Annotated in this window: 16 protein-coding genes; 10 read left to right on the top strand and 6 right to left on the bottom strand. The window is 72.2% G+C overall.

Annotated elements, in window-relative coordinates; genetic code table 11:
• Positions 1–65: 65 nt before the first annotated feature.
• From uvrB to AWC30_RS02925, 3 genes are all read left to right on the top strand, one after another.
• Positions 66–2,246 carry an excinuclease ABC subunit UvrB gene (gene uvrB, locus AWC30_RS02915; RefSeq protein ID WP_085108665.1) on the top strand — a complete coding sequence of 727 codons (2,181 nt, stop codon included), beginning with the start codon at positions 66–68 and terminating at the stop codon, positions 2,244–2,246.
• Positions 2,243–3,631, top strand: coding sequence for an MFS transporter (locus tag AWC30_RS02920; RefSeq protein WP_085108521.1), 1,389 nt, complete (start codon positions 2,243–2,245; stop codon positions 3,629–3,631). Before uvrB ends, AWC30_RS02920 begins: the two co-directional genes overlap by 4 nt.
• A gap of 178 nt (positions 3,632–3,809) precedes the next feature.
• Positions 3,810–4,256 (top strand): universal stress protein, encoded by a 447-nt coding sequence (locus AWC30_RS02925; RefSeq protein WP_085108523.1) that lies wholly within the window; start codon positions 3,810–3,812, stop codon positions 4,254–4,256.
• 1 nt (position 4,257) lies between these two features.
• Here the strand turns inward: AWC30_RS02925 and AWC30_RS02930 are convergent, their stop codons facing one another.
• On the bottom strand, positions 4,258–4,935 hold the full coding sequence (locus AWC30_RS02930; protein ID WP_085108525.1) for an MBL fold metallo-hydrolase: 678 nt from the start codon (positions 4,933–4,935) through the stop codon (positions 4,258–4,260).
• A 59-nt stretch (positions 4,936–4,994) separates the two neighbouring features.
• Between AWC30_RS02930 and uvrA the strand changes: the two genes are divergently transcribed.
• Positions 4,995–7,895: an excinuclease ABC subunit UvrA gene (gene uvrA / locus AWC30_RS02935; RefSeq protein WP_085108527.1), complete on the top strand. Its 2,901-nt coding sequence runs from the start codon at positions 4,995–4,997 to the stop codon at positions 7,893–7,895.
• Here uvrA and AWC30_RS17890 read toward each other — a convergent pair.
• Genes AWC30_RS17890 through AWC30_RS02955 form a run of 4 tightly spaced genes read right to left on the bottom strand, consistent with a single transcriptional unit; the run spans position 7,885 to position 13,281 of the window.
• The gene (locus AWC30_RS17890) at positions 7,885–8,319 is read right to left on the bottom strand and encodes a DUF6653 family protein (protein WP_337333762.1); all 435 of its coding nucleotides are present in this window, start codon (positions 8,317–8,319) and stop codon (positions 7,885–7,887) included. The genes uvrA and AWC30_RS17890 overlap by 11 nt on opposite strands.
• On the bottom strand, positions 8,304–9,581 hold the full coding sequence (locus AWC30_RS02945) for an alpha/beta hydrolase (RefSeq protein ID WP_085108667.1): 1,278 nt from the start codon (positions 9,579–9,581) through the stop codon (positions 8,304–8,306). Before AWC30_RS02945 ends, AWC30_RS17890 begins: the two co-directional genes overlap by 16 nt.
• Positions 9,582–9,604: 23 nt before the next feature.
• The gene (lysX, locus tag AWC30_RS02950; RefSeq protein WP_085108529.1) at positions 9,605–12,877 is read right to left on the bottom strand and encodes a bifunctional lysylphosphatidylglycerol synthetase/lysine--tRNA ligase LysX; all 3,273 of its coding nucleotides are present in this window, start codon (positions 12,875–12,877) and stop codon (positions 9,605–9,607) included.
• 53 nt (positions 12,878–12,930) lie between these two features.
• The gene (locus AWC30_RS02955; protein ID WP_085108531.1) at positions 12,931–13,281 is read right to left on the bottom strand and encodes a DUF1844 domain-containing protein; all 351 of its coding nucleotides are present in this window, start codon (positions 13,279–13,281) and stop codon (positions 12,931–12,933) included.
• A 201-nt stretch (positions 13,282–13,482) separates the two neighbouring features.
• On the opposite strand from AWC30_RS02955, the gene infC reads away from it, so the two are divergent.
• The 4 genes from infC to AWC30_RS02975 are packed head-to-tail and all read left to right on the top strand — an operon-like array spanning position 13,483 to position 15,593.
• Complete coding sequence (gene infC / locus AWC30_RS02960) at positions 13,483–14,121, top strand: translation initiation factor IF-3 (protein ID WP_085108533.1); 639 nt, start codon at positions 13,483–13,485, stop codon at positions 14,119–14,121.
• A 35-nt stretch (positions 14,122–14,156) separates the two neighbouring features.
• A complete protein-coding gene (gene rpmI, locus AWC30_RS02965) occupies positions 14,157–14,351 on the top strand; it encodes a 50S ribosomal protein L35 (protein WP_085108535.1) in 195 nt (64 codons plus the stop codon).
• 52 nt (positions 14,352–14,403) lie between these two features.
• The gene (gene rplT / locus AWC30_RS02970) at positions 14,404–14,793 is read left to right on the top strand and encodes a 50S ribosomal protein L20 (protein ID WP_085108537.1); all 390 of its coding nucleotides are present in this window, start codon (positions 14,404–14,406) and stop codon (positions 14,791–14,793) included.
• A 5-nt stretch (positions 14,794–14,798) separates the two neighbouring features.
• A complete protein-coding gene (locus AWC30_RS02975; RefSeq protein ID WP_085108671.1) occupies positions 14,799–15,593 on the top strand; it encodes a TrmH family RNA methyltransferase in 795 nt (264 codons plus the stop codon).
• Here the strand turns inward: AWC30_RS02975 and AWC30_RS02980 are convergent.
• Positions 15,562–16,626, bottom strand: a complete 1,065-nt coding sequence (locus AWC30_RS02980) for an oxygenase MpaB family protein (protein WP_207568388.1) — start codon at positions 16,624–16,626, stop codon at positions 15,562–15,564. The two genes, AWC30_RS02975 and AWC30_RS02980, sit on opposite strands and share 32 nt — an antisense overlap.
• Positions 16,627–16,685: 59 nt before the next feature.
• On the opposite strand from AWC30_RS02980, the gene AWC30_RS02985 reads away from it, so the two are divergent.
• Both AWC30_RS02985 and AWC30_RS02990 read left to right on the top strand, forming a co-directional pair.
• Positions 16,686–17,696: an adenylate/guanylate cyclase domain-containing protein gene (locus AWC30_RS02985; RefSeq protein ID WP_085108541.1), complete on the top strand. Its 1,011-nt coding sequence runs from the start codon at positions 16,686–16,688 to the stop codon at positions 17,694–17,696.
• Entirely contained in the window at positions 17,696–18,463 is a 768-nt protein-coding gene (locus tag AWC30_RS02990; protein WP_085108542.1) for a rhomboid-like protein, read from the top strand. Before AWC30_RS02985 ends, AWC30_RS02990 begins: the two co-directional genes overlap by 1 nt.
• The last annotated feature ends 12 nt before the right edge of the window (positions 18,464–18,475 follow it).

Consider the following 18,475-nt stretch of genomic DNA (forward strand, 5'->3'; position numbering starts at 1 on the left):
ATCCCGCGGCCCGCGGCGACCTGGGGAAACCGGGCCTGTCGGCGCCGACGTTTACCCTGGTGGCCATGGCTTTCGCAACCGAGCACCCGGTGGTGGCGCACTCGGAGTACCGCCCGGCGGCCGAGGACGTCGCCGCCCTGGTGCGTACCGGTGGCCGCTTCGAGGTGGTCAGCCCCTACCAGCCGGCCGGGGACCAGCCGGCCGCGATCGATGAACTGGAGCGACGGGTCCGGGCGGGGGAGAAGGAGGTGGTGCTGCTCGGCGCCACCGGCACCGGGAAGTCGGCGACCACGGCGTGGCTGATCGAGCGGCTGCAGCGGCCCACCCTGGTGATGGCACCGAACAAGACCCTCGCCGCCCAGCTGGCCAACGAACTGCGGGAGATGTTGCCGCACAACGCAGTCGAGTACTTCGTCTCGTACTACGACTACTACCAGCCGGAGGCCTACATCGCGGCCACCGACACCTACATCGAGAAGGACAGCTCGATCAACGACGACGTCGAGCGGCTGCGCCACTCGGCCACCTCGAGCCTGCTGTCCCGCCGCGACGTGGTGGTGGTCGCGTCGGTGTCGTGCATCTACGGTCTGGGCACCCCGCAGTCCTACCTGGACCGGTCGGTGGGCCTGGAGGTGGGCACCGAGGTGCCCCGCGACGCCCTGCTGCGGCTGCTGGTCGACGTGCAGTACACCCGCAACGACGTGGCGTTCACCCGCGGCACCTTCCGGGTGCGCGGCGACACCGTCGAGATCATCCCGTCCTACGAGGAGCTCGCGGTCCGCATCGAGTACTTCGGCGACGAGATCGAGGAGCTCTACTACCTGCACCCGCTCACCGGGGACGTGATCCGCAAGGTCGACGCGTTGCGCATCTTCCCGGCCACCCACTACGTGGCCGGCCCGGAGCGGATGGCGCAGGCCATCGGCGGGATCGAGGCGGAGCTGGCCGGGCGGCTGGCCGACCTGGAGAACCGCGGGCAGCTGCTGGAGGCGCAGCGGCTGCGGATGCGCACCGGCTACGACCTGGAGATGATGCGCCAGGTCGGCTTCTGCTCCGGCATCGAGAACTACTCGCGGCACATCGACGGCCGCGGCCCCGGCAGCCCGCCGGCGACCCTGCTGGATTACTTCCCCGAGGACTTCCTGCTGGTCATCGACGAGTCGCACGTGACGGTGCCGCAGATCGGCGGCATGTACGAGGGCGACATGTCACGCAAGCGCAACCTCGTCGAGCACGGCTTCCGGCTGCCGTCGGCCTGCGACAACCGGCCGCTGACCTGGGAGGAGTTCTCCACACGGGTGGGGCAGACGGTGTACCTGTCGGCCACCCCGGGGCCCTACGAGCTGGCCCAGACCGGCGGCGAGTTCGTCGAGCAGGTGATCCGCCCGACCGGGCTGGTCGACCCGAAGGTGGTGGTCAAACCGACCACCGGGCAGATCGACGACCTGATCGGCGAGATCCGGCAGCGCGCGGACGCCGACGAGCGGGTGCTGGTGACCACGCTGACCAAGAAGATGGCCGAGGACCTCACCGACTACCTGCTCGAACTGGGCATCCGGGTGCGCTACCTGCACTCCGAGGTCGACACGCTGCGCCGGGTGGAGTTGCTGCGGCAGTTGCGGCTCGGCGAGTACGACGTGCTGATCGGCATCAACCTGCTGCGGGAGGGGCTGGACCTGCCCGAGGTGTCGCTGGTGGCGATCCTCGACGCCGACAAGGAGGGGTTCCTGCGGTCGTCGCGCAGCCTCATCCAGACCATCGGCCGCGCCGCCCGCAACGTCTCCGGCGAGGTGCACATGTACGCCGACACCATCACCGATTCGATGCGGGAGGCCATCGACGAGACCGAGCGGCGCCGGGCCAAGCAGATCGCCTACAACACCGAGCGCGGCATCGACCCGCAGCCGCTGCGCAAGAAGATCGCCGACATCCTCGACCAGGTCTACCGGGAGGCCGACGACACCGAAGCCGCCGAGACCGTCGAGGTCGGCGGGTCGGGCCGCAACGCGTCCCGGGGGCGGCGGGCGCAGGGCGAGCCGGGCCGGGCGGTCAGCGCCGGGGTGATCGAGGGCCGCGACACCGCCAGCATGCCGCGCGCCGAGCTGGCCGACCTGATCAAGGACCTCACCGAGCAGATGATGACCGCCGCCCGCGACCTGCAGTTCGAGCTGGCCGCCCGGTTCCGCGACGAGATCGCCGACCTGAAGAAAGAGCTGCGCGGAATGGACGCCGCCGGCCTGAAGTGACCCGGACCGACCTCAAGACCGGCAGCTGGCGTGCGCTGCTGGGCCCCCGCCACCTGGGCACCGCCGTTCTGCTGGCCGGCGGGGTGGCGCTGTGCGCCACCAACGAGTTCCTCACGATCAGCCTGCTGCCGAGCACGATCGCCGAGATCGGCGGGCACCGGCTCTACGCCTGGGTGACCACGCTGTACCTGGTCGGGTCGGTGGCGGCGGCGACGACGGTGTCGGCGCTGCTGCGCCGGTTCGGGGCCCGGTCGGCCTTCCTGTCCGGGCTGGCGGTGTTCGGCGCGGGCAGCCTGGTGTGCGCGGTGGCGCCGACCATGCCGGTGCTGCTGGCCGGCCGCACGGTGCAGGGCGCGGCCGGCGGCCTGCTGGCCGGGCTGGGTTATGCACTGATCAGCGTGGCGCTGCCGCGCACGCTGTGGACCCGGGCGTCGGCGTTGGTGTCGGCGATGTGGGGGGTCGCGACCGTGGCCGGCCCGGCCGCCGGCGGACTGTTCGCCCAGTTCGGGCTGTGGCGGTGGGCGTTCGTGACGATGGTGGCCGCGACCGCGGCGATGGCGGTGCTGGTCCCGCTGGTGCTGCCCGCCGGGCGGGCGGCCACCGCGGCCGCGCCGGCCCGGATCCCGGTGTGGTCACTGCTGCTGCTCGGAGTGGCGGCCCTGGTGATCAGCGTGGCCGAACTCCCGCGCCACGGCGCGGTCACCGCCGCGCTGCTGGTCGCCGGCGCCGCCCTGATCGGGCTCTTCGTGCTGGTCGACCGGCGGCTGCCCGCCGCGGTGCTGCCGCCGAGCACGTTCGGGACCGGTCCGCTGCGCTGGGTGTACCTGACCATGGCGGTGCTGATGAGCGCGGTGATGGTCGAGATGTACGTGCCGCTGTTCGGGCAGCGACTGGGGCAGCTGACCCCGGTGGCCGCCGGCTTCCTGGGTGCGTCGCTGGCGATCGGGTGGACGGTCAGCGAGGTGGTCAGCGCGTCGTTGCGCAGCGGCCGGGTCGTGGCGGCGGTGGTGGCGGCGGCACCGCCGGTGGTGGGCGTCGCGCTGGCGGTCGCTGCGTTCACCCGGGTCGAGGGCGGCCCGGCTCGACTGGTGACGGTGTGGGCGGCGGCGCTGCTGGTCGCCGGGACCGGGATCGGCGCGGCCTGGCCGCACCTGTCGGCGTGGGCGATGAGCTGCGTCGACGACCCCGCCGAAGGCAGCACCGCGGCCGCGGCGATCAACACCGTGCAGCTGATCGCCGGGGCGTTCGGGGCCGGGCTGGCCGGGGTGGTGGTCAACAATGCGGGCGGCGACGCCGCGGCGGCGCGCTGGCTGTTCGCGATGTTCGCCGCGCTGGCGGCGGCCGGCGGACTGGCGTCGGTGCGGGCGGCTAGGGCCGCGCGCTGACCGCCGTGGCGGCGATCACTGTCGGCAACCTCACGTCGCGGTATTTGCGCCGCTGGGAGGGGCCGGGCCGGGCGGCACGGCGGTAGCTGTGTCGCCAATCGCACCCCCGCGGCCGCCCGGAGGCGCTAATGTCGCGGTGGCTTGCTTCTGACCTGCTTTGGACAACTGGAGGGTATGGATGAGCGGTTACAAGACCGTGGTGGTCGGCACCGACGGCTCCGATTCGTCGCTGCGTGCGGTCGAGCGCGCCGGGATGCTCGCGTCCGGCCCGGAGTCGCGGCTGATCGTGGCGACCGCCTACTTCCCGACATCCGGTGACGCCCGGGCCGCCGACGTGCTCGGCGAGGAGGGCTACAAGGTCTCCGGCAACGCCCCGGTCTACGACATCCTGCGGGAAGCCGAGACCCGGGCCCGCAACGCCGGCGCCACCAACATCGAGCAACGCTCGGTGGAGGGCGCCCCGGTGGACGCGCTGGTCGATCTGGCCGCCGAGGTCAAAGCCGACCTGCTGGTGGTCGGTGACGTGGGCCTGAGCACGATCGCGGGCCGGCTGCTGGGCTCGGTGCCCGCCAACGTGGCGCGGCGGGCCAAGCTCGACGTACTCATCGTGCACACCACCAGCTGAGTCACCAGCCGCGTTCGCGCCACTCCGCCAGGTGCGGACGCTCGGCGCCCAGCGTGGTGTCGTCGCCGTGGCCGGGGTAGACCACGGTGGAGTCCGGGTAGACGTCGAACAGGTGGGTCTGCACGTCGCCGAGCAGCTGCTCGAAGGCGCCCGGCTCCCAGGTCTTGCCGACCCCGCCGGGGAACAGGCAGTCCCCGGTGAACAGCTGGGTCACCCCGCCGACCGGGTCGCCGCTCAGCGCCAGCGCGACCGATCCGGGCGTGTGGCCGCGCAGGTGGATGACGTCGAACACCAGCTCACCGATGGTGATGGTGTCACCGTCGGCCAGGAACCGGTCCGGGCGCAGCGGCAGCGGCTCGGCGTCGATCTGGTGCGCGGCGGTGGGGGCGCCGGTCGCCGCGGCCACCGCCTCCAGCGCCTGCCAGTGGTCGAAGTGCTGGTGGGTGGTGACGATCAGCACCACGTCCGGGGCGTGCGCACCGACCACGGCGGTGAGCAGGTCCGCGTCGTTGGCCGCGTCGATGAGCAGGGTCTTGCCGGTGGCCGTGCAGGTCACCAGGTAGGCGTTGTTGTCCATCGGCCCGACCGAGGCCTTGATGATCGTGGCGCCGGGCAGGGTGCGGCGCGCGGCGGTGCCGGGCTCGACATGGCCGGTGTAGGTGTCGGTCAAGGCAGTCATGTCTGCCACCGTACTGGCCGCGAACAGCGATGTCGGAGATGCCGCATAACATGGGTCCAATGGCTGATCGGCTGATCATCAAGGGCGCCCGCGAGCACAACCTGCGCGGCGTCGACCTGGACTTACCGCGGGATGCGTTGATCGTGTTCACCGGCCTGTCCGGGTCCGGGAAATCGTCGCTGGCGTTCGACACCATCTTCGCCGAGGGGCAGCGCCGCTACGTGGAGTCGCTGTCGGCGTACGCGCGCCAGTTCCTCGGCCAGATGGACAAGCCGGACGTGGACTTCATCGAGGGGCTGTCCCCGGCGGTGTCCATCGATCAGAAGTCCACCAACCGCAACCCGCGCTCCACGGTGGGCACGATCACCGAGGTCTACGACTACCTGCGGCTGCTCTACGCCCGCGCCGGCACCCCGCACTGCCCGACCTGCGGTGAGCGGATCGCCCGGCAGACGCCCCAGCAGATCGTCGACCAGGTGCTGGCCATGCCCGAGGGCGCGCGGTTCCAGGTGCTGGCGCCGGTGGTGCGCACCCGCAAGGGCGAGTTCGTCGACCTGTTCGAGAAGCTCAACACCCAGGGTTACAGCCGGGTCCGGGTGGACGGGGTGGTACACCCGCTGACCGATCCGCCGACGCTGAAGAAGCAGGAGAAACACGACATCGAGGTGGTCGTGGACCGGCTCACGGTGAAGGCCAGCTCCAAGCAGCGGCTCACCGAGTCGGTGGAGACCGCGCTGGGTCTGGCCGACGGGATCGTGGTGCTCGACTTCGTCGACCGCGACGAGGACGACCCGCACCGCGAGGAGCGGTTCTCCGAGAAGCTGGCCTGCCCGAACGGGCACCCGCTGGCCGTCGACGACCTCGAGCCCCGGTCGTTCTCGTTCAACTCGCCCTACGGCGCCTGTCCGGACTGCGCCGGGCTGGGGATCCGCAAGGAGGTGGACCCCGAACTCGTGGTGCCCGACCCGGACCGCACGCTGGCCGAGGGGGCGGTGGCCCCGTGGTCCATGGGGCACACCGCGAAGTACTTCACCCGGATGATGGCCAGCCTGGGCGAGGCGATGGGCTTCGACGTGGACACCCCGTGGCGCAAACTGCCCGCCAAGGCACGCAAGGCGATCCTGGAGGGCTGCGACGAGCAGGTCCACGTGCGCTACCGCAACCGCTACGGGCGGACCCGCTCCTACTACACCGACTTCGAGGGGGTGCTGGCGTTCCTGCAGCGCAAGATCGACCAGACCGAGTCGGAGCTGATGAAGGAGCGCTACGAGGGCTTCATGCGGGACGTCCCGTGCCCGGTCTGCGACGGCAGCCGCCTCAAGCCCGAGATCCTGGCGGTCACGCTGACCGCGGGGGAGTTGGGCGCCAAGTCCATCGCCGAGGTCTCCGAGCTGTCCATCGCCGACTGCTCGGAGTTCCTGAACGCGTTGACGCTGGGCAGCCGCGAGCAGGCCATCGCCGGGCAGGTGCTGCGCGAGGTGCAGTTCCGGCTGGGGTTCCTGCTCGACGTCGGGTTGGAGTACCTGTCGCTGTCGCGGGCGGCGGCGACGCTGTCCGGCGGCGAGGCGCAACGCATCCGGTTGGCCACCCAGATCGGCTCCGGGCTGGTCGGGGTGCTCTACGTGCTCGACGAGCCGTCGATCGGGTTGCACCAGCGCGACAACCGCCGCCTCATCGACACCCTGGTGCGGCTGCGCGACCTGGGCAACACCCTGATCGTCGTCGAACACGACCTGGACACGATCGCGCAGGCGGACTGGATCGTCGACATCGGGCCGGCGGCCGGGGAGCACGGCGGGCGGATCGTGCACTCCGGCACCTACCCGGACCTGCTGGCCAACACCGCCTCGATCACCGGCGCTTACCTCAGCGGCGCTCAGCGCATCGAGGTGCCCGCCACGCGGCGGCCCACCGACCCGCGGCGCCGGCTCACCGTGGTCGGCGCCCGGGAGCACAACCTGCGCGGCATCGACGTCGCGTTCCCGCTCGGGGTGCTCACCGCGGTCACCGGGGTCTCCGGCTCCGGCAAGTCCACGCTGGTCAACGACATCCTGGCGGCGGTGCTGGCCAACCGGCTCAACGCCGCCCGCCAGGTGCCGGGCCGGCACACCCGGGTCACCGGCCTGGACCAGGTCGACAAGCTGGTGCGGGTCGACCAGTCGCCGATCGGGCGGACCCCGCGATCCAACCCGGCCACCTATACCGGGGTGTTCGACAAGATCCGCACCCTGTTCGCCGCCACCACCGAGGCCAAGGTGCGCGGCTACCAGCCGGGCCGGTTCTCGTTCAACGTCAAGGGTGGGCGCTGCGAGGCCTGCACCGGCGACGGCACCCTCAAGATCGAGATGAACTTCCTGCCCGACGTGTACGTGCCGTGCGAGGTCTGCCAGGGCGCCCGCTACAACCGGGAGACCCTGGAGGTGCACTACAAGGGCAAGACGATCGCCGAGGTGCTCGACATGTCGATCGAGGAGGCCGCCGGGTTCTTCGAACCGATCGCCAGCATCCACCGCTACCTGAAGACGCTGGTGGAGGTGGGGTTGGGCTACGTCCGCCTCGGCCAGCCCGCGCCGACCCTGTCCGGCGGGGAGGCGCAGCGGGTGAAGCTGGCCAGCGAGTTGCAGAAGCGGTCCACCGGGCGCACCGTGTACATCCTCGACGAGCCCACCACCGGGCTGCACTTCGACGACATCCGCAAACTGCTGAGCGTGATCAACGGCCTGGTCGACAAGGGCAACACGGTGATCGTCATCGAACACAACATGGACGTGATCAAGACCGCGGACTGGATCATCGACATGGGTCCGGAGGGCGGTGCCGGGGGCGGCACCGTGGTCGCCGAGGGCACCCCGGAACAGGTCGCGGCGGTCCCGCAGAGCTACACCGGGAGCTTCCTCACCGAGGTGCTGCCGGCGCCGGCGGCCAAGCGGCCGGCCCGGCGGCGCAAGGTCAGCGCCTGAGCGCGCGGTCCCGGTAGCGCACCATCAGCTGCCAGTAGCCCATGGTCAGCCCCATCGCCACGGCCAGCGCGGCCGCGGTCGCCACCGGCCGGCGACGCCGTGCGGCGACCAGCCCCAGCACGGTGGCCGCGCTGGCGGCCATCGACACGAGCAGCGCACCGTCGCGCGGCCGCTCGGTGATCCACCGCTCCTCACCGAGCATCGCCCGCGTCGACCAGGCGCGGGTGTCGGCGGGCGGCGGGAAGAGCACCGGGTTGACGGCGAACCACACCGCGACCGCCGCGGCGTGACGGCGGCTGCGGGTCCAGACCGGCAGCGCGATCAACGGCGTGGTGGCCCACCTGCTCCAGGCGCTCCACGGGTTGGCGTGCCGGGCGAACACCGCCCGGCGCAGCACGGCGATCCGGTTCATCGCGGCGGCCATGCGGGCAACGGTATCCGGGGCACGGCCGGGGTGCCCAGTACTCCGGCCAACCAGGGCAGCGCGGTGCGGAACGCCTGCGCCGCGTAGGGCCAGTCGTGGTGGCCGGGTTGGACCACCACCGCACAGTCGATGCCGTGGTCGCGGCCGAGGGTGCACAGTTGTTCGGCGGCCCGGGTCTGCTCGGCGGTGCCGCCGGGCACGGTGAACCAGCCGGCCACGTCGCGGTAGCGGCCGTGCCGGGTGATCACGGTGGCCGGGTCGAACGCCGCCCACGCCTCGGCATCACCGCCGAACAGCCGGTCGATGGTCTGCTCGCGGGTGCCGGTGTTGGGGCCGCGGTCCCCGGCGATGTCGACGAAGGCGCGGAACCGGTCGGGGTGCATCACGGTGAGGTTCAGCGCGCAGGTCCCGCCCATCGACCAGCCGGCCACGCCCCAGTTCGCCCGGTCGGCGCTCACCGCGAACTCGTCGATCAGGAACGGGACCACGTCGTCGGTGAGGTGGTCGGCGGCGTTGCCGCGCGGGCCGTTGACGCACTCGGTGTCGGTGTTGAACGAGCCGCCGGAGTCGACGAACACCAGCACCGGGGCGTTGCCGTCGTGCCCGGCGGCGAACGCGTCGACGGTGGCGATCGCGTCGCCGGCGCGCAGCCAGTCGGCCGGGGTGTTGAACTCGCCGCCGATCATCATCACCACCGGCAGCGCGGGCCGCGGCGCGCTGAACCAGGCCGGCGGCAGGTAGACCAGTTCGCCGCGGTGCTTGAAGCCCGAGGCGTCGGCCGGGATCGTCACCGGCACCACCACCCCGGCGGCCGGGACGGTGCCCGCGGCGGCCATCGCCTCCGCGGTGGCCCGGTCGGTCTGGCCGGGCAGCGGCCCCGCGGTCAACTGGTTCCAGGCCGTCTGCACGGTGGGGAAGTAGCCCACCCACCGGTTCAGCGCCAGCAACGCGGCGAGCAGGCACAGCGGGATCGCGAGCAACGCCGCCGCGCGCCGCCACCAGGCGGTAGCGGGCCAGCCGGCCACCGCCACGGTGGCGGCCACGACGGTCAGCGCGATCCAGACCCACAGCCCGGCCGGCGCCGGGTCCTCGGCCAGCCCGGCCACCCTCAGGTAGCCCCAGACCCCGGCGGCGGCGAGCGCACCGGCCAGCGCGGCCGCCGGCAGCCGGCGCCACCGCCAGCGCCGGGTCCGCCACCCGGTCCCGGCCAGCAGCGCGGTCGCTGCGACCGCCTGCACGGTCAGCGGCAGCCAGCCGTGCATCAGCGAGGTGTGCCCGCTGCCGATCAACGCGGCTTGGCCAGCGGGAACGGCAGCGTCTCGCGGATGCTGCGGCCGGTGATCAGCATGACGACCCGGTCGACGCCCATACCCAGCCCGCCGGTGGGCGGCATCGCGTACTCCATCGCCTGCAGGAAGTCCTCGTCGAGTTCCATCGCCTCCGGGTCACCGCCGGCGGCCAGCAGCGACTGCCGCTGCAGCCGGCGCCGCTGTTCGACCGGGTCGGTCAGCTCGCTGTAGGCGGTGCCCAGCTCCACTCCCCAGGCGACCAGGTCCCAGCGCTCGGCGACGCCGGGGCGGGACCGGTGCGGGCGGGTCAGCGGCGAGACCGAGGTGGGGAAGTCGGTGTAGAAGGTGGGCGCCTCGGTGCGGGCCTCGACCAGGTGCTCGTAGAGTTCGAGCACCACCGCGCCGGCGTCCCAGTGCCGCTGGTAGCCGATCCCGGCCGCGTCGCAGAGCCGGCGCAGGACGGCCAGCGGCGTCTCCGGGTCGATCGCCTCGCCGAGCGCCGCCGACACCGCGTCGTGCACGGTGCGCACCGGCCAGTCCCCGCCGATGTCGACCGGTTCCGGCCCGCCCGGCCCGGCCCGCAGCACCACACACTCGCCGTGGGTGGCGCGCGCGGCGTTCTGGATGAGCTCGCGGGCACCGTCGATCCAGGTTCGGTAGTCGGCGTGCGCCTGGTAGGCCTCCAACAGAGTGAACTCCGGATTGTGGCTGAAGTCGACCCCCTCGTTGCGGAAGGCGCGGCCCAGCTCGAACACCCGCTCCACCCCGCCGACGCAGAGCCGTTTGAGGTAGAGCTCCGGGGCGATGCGCAGGTAGAGATCCAGGTTGTAGGCGTTGATGTGGGTGACGAAGGGGCGGGCGTTGGCGCCGCCGTGCACCTGCTGCAGGATCGGGGTCTCCACCTCGAGGAATCCCTTGGCGTACAGGGTGTCGCGGATCGCGCGCAGCACCTGGCTGCGGGCGGTGATCAGCGCCCGGGAGTCGGTGTTGGTCGCCAGGTCGAGGTAGCGCTGCCGCACCCGGGCCTCCGGGTCGGTCAGTCCCTGCCATTTGTCCGGCAGCGGGTGCAGGCATTTACCGAGCAGCCGCCAGCCGGTGGTCAGCAGCGAGCGGGTGCCGTTGCGGCTGAACCCCGGTGCGCCGCTGACCTCGATGAGGTCGCCGAGGTCGACGGTGGTGGAGAACTCGGCGATCCGGTCGCGGGAGAGCCGGTCGGCCGCCAGCAGCAGCTGGATCTCCCCGGACCAGTCCCGCAGCTGTGCGAAGAGCACGCCGCCGTGGTCGCGCATCCGCAGCACCCGCCCGGAGACCGTGACGGTTCGGCCGTCGTCGTCGGCCAGGGCGGCGGCGACGGTGGTGCTCGGCGGGCTACCCACCGGGTACGGGTCGATCTGCGCGGTTCGCAGCGCGGCGAGCTTGGCCAGCCGCACCCGCACCTGCTCGGGCAGCCGGTTCGGGGCGTCGATCTGTTCGTCGCCGCCGGGCGGCTCGTCCCGGCCGGCGGCCACGGTCTGCGCCGGCGCCGAGGTGTGCTGACCGGTGTGCCGGTTGCGCCGGGAGAACGGCAGGACGAGAAAGCCTTCGGCGATCACCGAGGCCACCCCGACCCGCGGGATCATCCGGGCGTCGGCATAGCAGGCGTAGCGCGGCACCCACTGCGGCAGGTATTTCATGTTGGAGCGGTACAGCGTCTCCAGCTGCCACCACCGAGAGAAGAACCGCAGCAGGCCGCGCCACAGCCGCGCGACCGGTCCGGCGCCGAGCTGGGCGCCCTGCTCGAACGCGGCGCGGAACATGGCGAAGTTCAGCGAGATCCGGGCGACGCCGATCTCGCCGCCGCGCAACGCGAGCTCGCTGACCATCAGCTCGATGGTGCCGTTGGGGGAGTGCGGCGACCGCCGCATCACATCCAGGGAGACCCCGGTGGTGCCCCACGGCACCAGCGACAGCAGCGCGGCCACCGTGCCGTCCCGGTTGACGGCCTCCACCAGCAGGCAGTCACCGTCGGCGGGGTCGCCAAGCCGGCCCAGCGCCATCGAGAAGCCGCGTTCGGTGTCGGTGTCGCGCCACCGGTCCGCCCGGGCGATCACATCGGCCATCTCCGCGGGGGCCAGTTCGTGGTGACGGCGGATGCGCACGCTGAGTCCGCCGCGGCGGGCCCGGGTGACCGCCTGGCGCACCCCGCGCATGTCGGCGCCGGAGAGCCGGAAGTCCGCGGTGTGCAGGATCGCTTCGTCGCCGAGTTCCAGGGCGCTGAGCCCGGCGTCGCGGTAGGCGTGGGCGCCCGCGGCTCCCGCGCCCATCACCCCCGGCGCCCACCCGTAGGCGCGGCACAGCTGCAGCCAGGCCGCGATCGCCTGCGGCCAGGCCCGCGGATCGCCGACCGGGTCGCCACTGGCCAGGCAGACCCCGACCTCCACCCGGTAGGTGATCGCGGCGCGCCCGCTCGGGGCGAACACCACCGCCTTGTCCCGGCGGGTGGCGAAGTAGCCCAGCGAGTCGTTCTTGCCGTACCGCTCCAGCAGCCCGCGGATGGCGGTCTCGTCGTCGGCGGTGAGCGCGTTGCCGGCGCGCTGGGACTGGAACAGCACGATCGCGGCGGCGATCAACGCCAGCGCGCCGAAGAGGCCGGCGGCGGCGTTGAGCACCACGTGCGGATGCCCGGTGAAGACGTGGGCCGGCGCCACCGAGAATCCGCTGACCCGGTTGAGCGCGTAGAGCAGCCGGTGTTCGGGGACCAGCGTGTCCGGGTACAGCTCCAGCAACCCCCAGGTCACCGCGGTGCCGATGGCCAGGCCCGCCACCACCACCGCGGCGGCCTTGAGCAGGGCGCCGCGCCGGACCTTGGCCCAGAACTGGCCGTAGGCCGCCACCAGCACCGCGAGCGCCGCCAGGTGGACGGCCACGCCCAGCCCGTCGCCGAGATAGCGGGGCCAGGTGGTGTCGCGCCAGATCAGATCGTGGACGTTCCAGACGGTCGCGCAGACCAGGTACAGCGTCAGCACCCACCAGGCGATGCGTTTCCGGGCGGCCAGCGCGCCGGCCAGCAACGCCAGCACGAACGACCAGGCGAAGCTGGTGTCGGGGAAGTTGAACAGGAAGTCGTTGACGAAGGCGCGGGGAACCTCGATGACCCAACGCACCAGCGGGGAGACGCTGGCCAGCAGCGACAGCGTCGCGATGACGCCGATGACCCAACCGGCCACCGTCGGGACCCGCGCGAAACGGCCGGCGGGTTGGTGCAGCCGGCGCGGCGCGGTGACCGTCATAGCCGGTCAGGATAGGCGCTCAAGCTGGCAGAATCCTCACCGACGCGACCGGATCAGCCGACCGAGCCGGTGTAGTTCTCGCCGGGGCCGCGGCCCGGGTCGTCGGGGTAGGCGCTGGCCTCCCGGAACGCGTGCTGCAGGCTGCGCAGTCCCTCGCGCAGCGGCCCGGCGTGCACGCCGAGGTATTCGGCGCTGGAGGTGACCAGCCCGGCCAGCGCGGTGATCAGCCGGCGCGCCTCGTCGAGGTCGCGCTGCGGGGCTTCGTCGGGATCCTCGGCCGCGAGGCCGAGTTTCTCCGCGGCGGCGCTCATCAGCATCACCGCCGCCCGGGTGATCACTTCGATCGCGGGGATCTCGGCGAGTTCGCGGACCGGTCCGCTCGCGTCGGGCAAGGCATCGTCCATGCCTGCTAGACTGACACGTGCGACCGTCCCGGCGAACGCCGGGGACAGCAAGTGGAGTCCCACTCCCACCGTTGGCCGCATGCGGCACAACGGTCCGGTCACCGGCAATCGTTCCGGTGCTGCGCAGCGCGCGCAGGCGGCCTCGGGCCGCGATCGGTCGGCTTTGGGCCCTGCTTCGTGCAGGGCTTTTCTGCTGATGGGATGGTATTTCGCCGGCTGGGTCGCCAGCCGACAACTACCAAGGGAGGGCCCATTAGCACTGAGACTCGCGTCAACGAGCGCATCCGCGTTCCTGAAGTCCGACTGATCGGACCCGGCGGGGAGCAGGTGGGCATCGTGCGCATCGAAGACGCCCTGCGTGTCGCCGCGGAAGCCGATCTCGATCTCGTTGAGGTTGCCCCCAACGCCAGACCCCCGGTCTGCAAGATCATGGACTACGGCAAGTTCAAATACGAGACGGCGCAGAAGGCTCGCGAGTCTCGCAAGAACCAGCAGCAGACCGTCGTCAAAGAGCAGAAGCTGCGCCCCAAGATCGACCCGCACGACTACGAGACCAAGAAGGGTCACGTGGTCCGCTTCCTCGAGGCCGGGTCGAAGGTCAAGGTGACCATCATGTTCCGTGGGCGCGAGCAGTCCCGCCCGGAACTGGGCTACCGCCTGTTGCAGCGGCTCGGCGCCGACGTCGCCGACTTCGGCTTCGTCGAGACGGCCGCGAAGCAGGACGGCCGCAACATGACGATGGTGCTGGCACCGCACCGCGGCGCGAAGACCCGCGCCCGGGCCGCGGAGCAGGCCGGCGCACCCGCGCGTCCGCCCGCCGACGACGACACCCCGTCATGACCGCACCGACCAACCGACCGCAGAACTGAGGAACCATGCCCAAGGCGAAATCCCACAGCGGCGCATCGAAGCGCTTCCGCCGCACCGGAACCGGCAAGATCGTGCGCCAGAAGGCCAACCGGCGCCACCTGCTGGAGCACAAACCCTCCAAGCGCACCCGCCGGCTCGACGGCCGCACCACGGTGTCGGACGCCGACACCGCCCGCGTCAACAAGATGCTGAACGGCTGACCACCGGTCCACGCCGACACCACCCCGTACCGACACGAACAGGAACACACTCATGGCACGCGTGAAGCGGGCGGTCAACGCCCACAAGAAGCGCCGCAGCGTCCTCAAGGCCTCGAAGGGCTACCGCGGCCAGCGGTCCCGGCTGTACCGCAAGGCCAAGGAACAGCAGCTGCACTCGCTGAACTACGCCTTCCGTGACCGGCGCGCCCGCAAGGGCGAATTCCGCAAGCTGTGGATCTCCCGGATCAACGCCGCCGCCCGGGCCAACGACATCACCTACAACCGGCTCATCCAGGGCCTCAAGGCCGCCGGGGTCGAGGTCGACCGGAAGAACCTGGCGGAGATCGCGGTCAGCGACCCGCAGGCGTTCACCGCGCTGGTCGACGTCGCCCGGGCCGCGCTGCCCGCCGACGTCAACGCGCCGTCCGGCGAGGCCGCCTGAGCCAGCTGCTCGGTCACCGCGCGACCCGGGTGGTCGCGGCGGCCAAGCTGCACCGCGCGGCCGCCCGGGCCCGCAGCGGCCGGTTCCTCGCCGAAGGACCCAACCTCATCGAGGCGGCCGGACGGCGCGGACTGATCCGTGAGCTGTACGCCACCGCAGCGGCCGCCGAACGGCACGCCGACCTGCTGACGGACCAGCGGGTCGCGGTCCAGCCGGTCACCGACCGCGCGGCCGCGAGCCTGTCGGACACGGTGACCCCGGCCGGACTGGTCGCGGTCTGCGCGATGCCGCAGCCCGCCCTGCCCCCGGCGCCCGCGCTGGCGGTGGTCGCGGTCGGCGTGGCGGAACCCGGCAACGCCGGCACCCTGATCCGGCTCGCCGACGCGATGGGCGCCGACGCGGTGATCCTGGCCGGCCACGCCGTGGACCCCTACAACGGGAAGTGCCTGCGCGCCTCCGCGGGCAGCATCTTCGCGGTGCCGGTGATCAGCGAGCCGGACACCGCCGCGGCGCTGTCGGCGCTGCGCGCGCGGGGGATGCGGCTGCTGGCCACCACGCTGGACGGGGAGACCTCCCTCGATGACGCCGGGGCGCTGCTCGACGGGCCGACCGGCTGGCTGTTCGGTCCGGAGGCGCACGGGCTGCCGCCGGAGGTGGCCGCCGCGGCCGATCACCGCGTCCGGATCCCGATGGCGGGTGACGCGGAGAGCCTCAACGTCGCCGCCGCGGCGGCGATCTGCCTGTACGCCAGCGCGCGGGCCGCGCGGGTCAGGCCACCGCGGGCCGGGCAGGCTCCGTAACCGGACCGCTGGTGAGCGTCCCGGCCAGCCCACCGGCCAGCGAAAACGTGTGGTGCACCAGCGATCCGGCCTTGTCCATAAGTACCCGGGCCGGCCAGGGCCGGCGCGACGGCAGGTAGTGCATGCCGGTGTCGCGGCGATCGGCCGGGGGAGCGGTGAACCACGGCGCCTCGACCAGGGGCGCGTCGGCCGGGATGCGCCCCTGCGCGCGGCGGTAGCCGGCCAGCGCCCGCGGGTGCAGGCGGATCTCGTCGGGGACGAACAGGAACGAGATCTGCAGGAACTTGCCGATCAACCGCAGCAGGATCTCGTCGCCGGCGTTCCAGCGCAGTCCGGCCTTCTCGCGCACCTCGGGTTCGAAGAGGCCCGCGGTCAGCCAGCGCTGACCGGCCAGCATCGGCTTGAACAGCTGGTCCCAGACCGCGTCGGGCAGCAACACGAACCGCGGCTTGGGGATCCGCATGTCCAGGATGCCGGCCGCCGCCGGGGTCAGCTCCAGTTCCTCCCGGCAGATCCGGTCCCAGTAGCGGCAGAAATCCTCCCAGGACTCCGGCACCGGCCGCATGCTCATCCCGTACATCCGGTACCACTGCACGTGCTCGTCGAAGAGCTGGTGCTTCTCGGCCTCGGTGAGCCCGCCCTCGAAGTACTCGGCGAGCTTGATCACCATCATGAAGAAGGTGGCGTGCGCCCAGTAAAAGGTCTCGGGGTCCAGCGCGTGGTAGCGCCGGCCCTGCCCGTCGACGCCCTTGATGTCGCGGTGCCAGTTCTTGATCGCCTCGCCGGTCTGCCGGGACCGTTCGCCGTCGTAGACCACGCCCATGATCGGGTACACCGAGCGGAACACCCGCTGCAGCGGCTCGCGCCACAGGCTGGAGTGGTCTTCGACCCCGGCGCCCAGGCCCGGGTACATGTTCTCGATGGTGCCGATCCACATGCCCATCAGGCCGCTGCGCACGTCACCGAAGTATTTCCAGGTCAGGGAGTCCGGGCCGAGGGGCTGCACGCCGGCGCCGGTGCTGGTGGTGGTCATGGGTGCGTTCATCGCTGACTCCTCACACGCTGTGGTCGTTGTCACCGTAACTTCTGACAATGCGCGTTGTCTATTGTTGGGGCGGCGTGTCCGACACCACTCCCGGCGTCGGCTGTGGTCCTTGGCGGCCGCCGACGGCCCCGCCTACGCTGACTCAGGTGGACCACGAGCGCTCAGACCAGGGGTCCGGCGAACTCGAGGCCGCTGAATCGGCGGACCGGCCGCCGGTGTCCGGATCCGGGGGCTGGCTGCGCCGAACCAACCACCGCCCCGAGGTGATCGCGCTGATCCGCCGGGCCCGCCGCGCGCTGCCCGGTGATCCGGAGTTCGGCGATCCGCTGTCCACGGCCGGCGACGGCGGTCCGCGCGCGGCCGCCCGTGCCGCCGACCGACTGCTGCGGGACCGCGACGCGGCGACCCGCGAGGTCGGACTCGGAGCGCTGCAGGTCTGGCAGGCGGTCACCGAGATGGTGTCCCGGCGCCCCCGCGACGCCGAGGTCACCCTGGTCTTCACCGACCTCGTCGGTTTCTCGTCCTGGTCGCTGGAGGCCGGCGACGACGCCACCCTGACCCTGCTGCGCCGGGTGGCCCGGGCCATCGAGCCGCCGCTGCTCGACGCCGGCGGCCGGATCGTCAAACGGATGGGCGACGGCACCATGGCGGTGTTCCGCCAGCCGCTGGTGGCGGTGCGTGCGGTGCTCGCCGCGCAGACCGCGCTGACCGCGGTGGACGTCGACGGCTACACCCCGCGCATGCGGGTGGGCATCCACACCGGCCGGCCCCAGCGGCTGGCCTCCGACTGGCTCGGCGTCGACGTCAACATCGCGGCCCGGGTGATGGAACGCGCCACCCGCGGGGGCGTCATCGTCTCCGGCACCACCCTGGACCAGATCGAGACCGTCGAACTGGAGCGGCTCGGGGTGACCGCGAAGCGGGCGCGTCGGCAGGTGTTCGGCGCCAAAACCGCCGGCGTGCCCCCCGACCTGGCGATGTACCGGCTGCAGACTCGCAGGAAACCGTCAGCCGACGACCGCGAGGAGGCCGCCGAGCCGGGGGATAGTGGGACCTGATGTTCGCCGCGCTGCTGTCCCGGCTGTCCCGGATCCGGGTCACGCTGGGCTACACCGCGGCGCTGGTCACGGTGGCGGCCGCCCTGGTCGCCCTGGATCCGCACACCCGTCACCGCATCGTCCACGACGCGAGCACCAACCTGCACAACCTGGGCGCCGGCCGGCTGGGCACCTTGTTCGACAGCGCGTTCATCACCGACGCCGCCCCGATCGCGGTGTGGCTGCCCGGGCTGGTCTGCCTGCTGGCGCTGGCCGAACTGTGCTGGCACGGCGGCCGGCTGATCCTCACCTTCATCACCGGGCACGTCGTCGCGACGTTGCTCGTGGCGGCCGGGCTGGCGGTGGCGGTCCACCGCGGCTGGCTGCCGATGTCGGTGACCCGGGCCAGCGACGTCGGGATGAGCTACGGGGCGATGGCGGTGTTCGGGGCGCTCGCCCCCGCCGTCGCGCCACGCTGGCGGCCGGCCTGGCTCGGCTGGTGGCTGCCGGTGGTGGCGGTGGCCGCGCTGCTGGGCGGTGAGTTCACCGACGTCGGGCACGCCACCGCGGTGATCCTGGGGATGCTGATGGGCATCCGGCTGCCCCGCCCGGACCGGTGGACGACGACCCGGCTGGCACTGCTGGCGGTGGCGGCGGTGTTCGCGTTCGTCGTGCTGGCCCACTCCGCGACGACGGTGGCCGCCGCGGCGGGCCTGGGCACGGTCGGCGCGATGCTGGGCAGCCGGGTCGGCCGCCCGCGCGCCGCGAGCCCGCCGCTGCGCGGCTGACCCGGCCGAAAC

The organism is Mycolicibacillus trivialis (genome assembly GCF_002102395.1).
GTDB lineage: Bacteria > Actinomycetota > Actinomycetes > Mycobacteriales > Mycobacteriaceae > Mycobacterium > Mycobacterium triviale.

Coding starts and splice junctions, on each gene's coding strand:
- AWC30_RS17890 (WP_337333762.1), bottom strand. CDS start 8,319: ATGGCCGCCGCGATGAACCGGATCGCCGTGCTGCGCCGGGCGGTGTTC.
- uvrB (WP_085108665.1), top strand. CDS start 66: ATGGCTTTCGCAACCGAGCACCCGGTGGTGGCGCACTCGGAGTACCGC.
- rplT (WP_085108537.1), top strand. CDS start 14,404: ATGGCACGCGTGAAGCGGGCGGTCAACGCCCACAAGAAGCGCCGCAGC.
- infC (WP_085108533.1), top strand. CDS start 13,483: ATGGTATTTCGCCGGCTGGGTCGCCAGCCGACAACTACCAAGGGAGGG.
- lysX (WP_085108529.1), bottom strand. CDS start 12,877: ATGACGGTCACCGCGCCGCGCCGGCTGCACCAACCCGCCGGCCGTTTC.
- uvrA (WP_085108527.1), top strand. CDS start 4,995: ATGGCTGATCGGCTGATCATCAAGGGCGCCCGCGAGCACAACCTGCGC.
- AWC30_RS02985 (WP_085108541.1), top strand. CDS start 16,686: ATGCGCGTTGTCTATTGTTGGGGCGGCGTGTCCGACACCACTCCCGGC.
- AWC30_RS02980 (WP_207568388.1), bottom strand. CDS start 16,626: ATGACCACCACCAGCACCGGCGCCGGCGTGCAGCCCCTCGGCCCGGAC.
- AWC30_RS02945 (WP_085108667.1), bottom strand. CDS start 9,581: ATGCACGGCTGGCTGCCGCTGACCGTGCAGGCGGTCGCAGCGACCGCG.
- AWC30_RS02930 (WP_085108525.1), bottom strand. CDS start 4,935: ATGACTGCCTTGACCGACACCTACACCGGCCATGTCGAGCCCGGCACC.
- rpmI (WP_085108535.1), top strand. CDS start 14,157: ATGCCCAAGGCGAAATCCCACAGCGGCGCATCGAAGCGCTTCCGCCGC.
- AWC30_RS02990 (WP_085108542.1), top strand. CDS start 17,696: ATGTTCGCCGCGCTGCTGTCCCGGCTGTCCCGGATCCGGGTCACGCTG.
- AWC30_RS02955 (WP_085108531.1), bottom strand. CDS start 13,281: ATGGACGATGCCTTGCCCGACGCGAGCGGACCGGTCCGCGAACTCGCC.
- AWC30_RS02925 (WP_085108523.1), top strand. CDS start 3,810: ATGAGCGGTTACAAGACCGTGGTGGTCGGCACCGACGGCTCCGATTCG.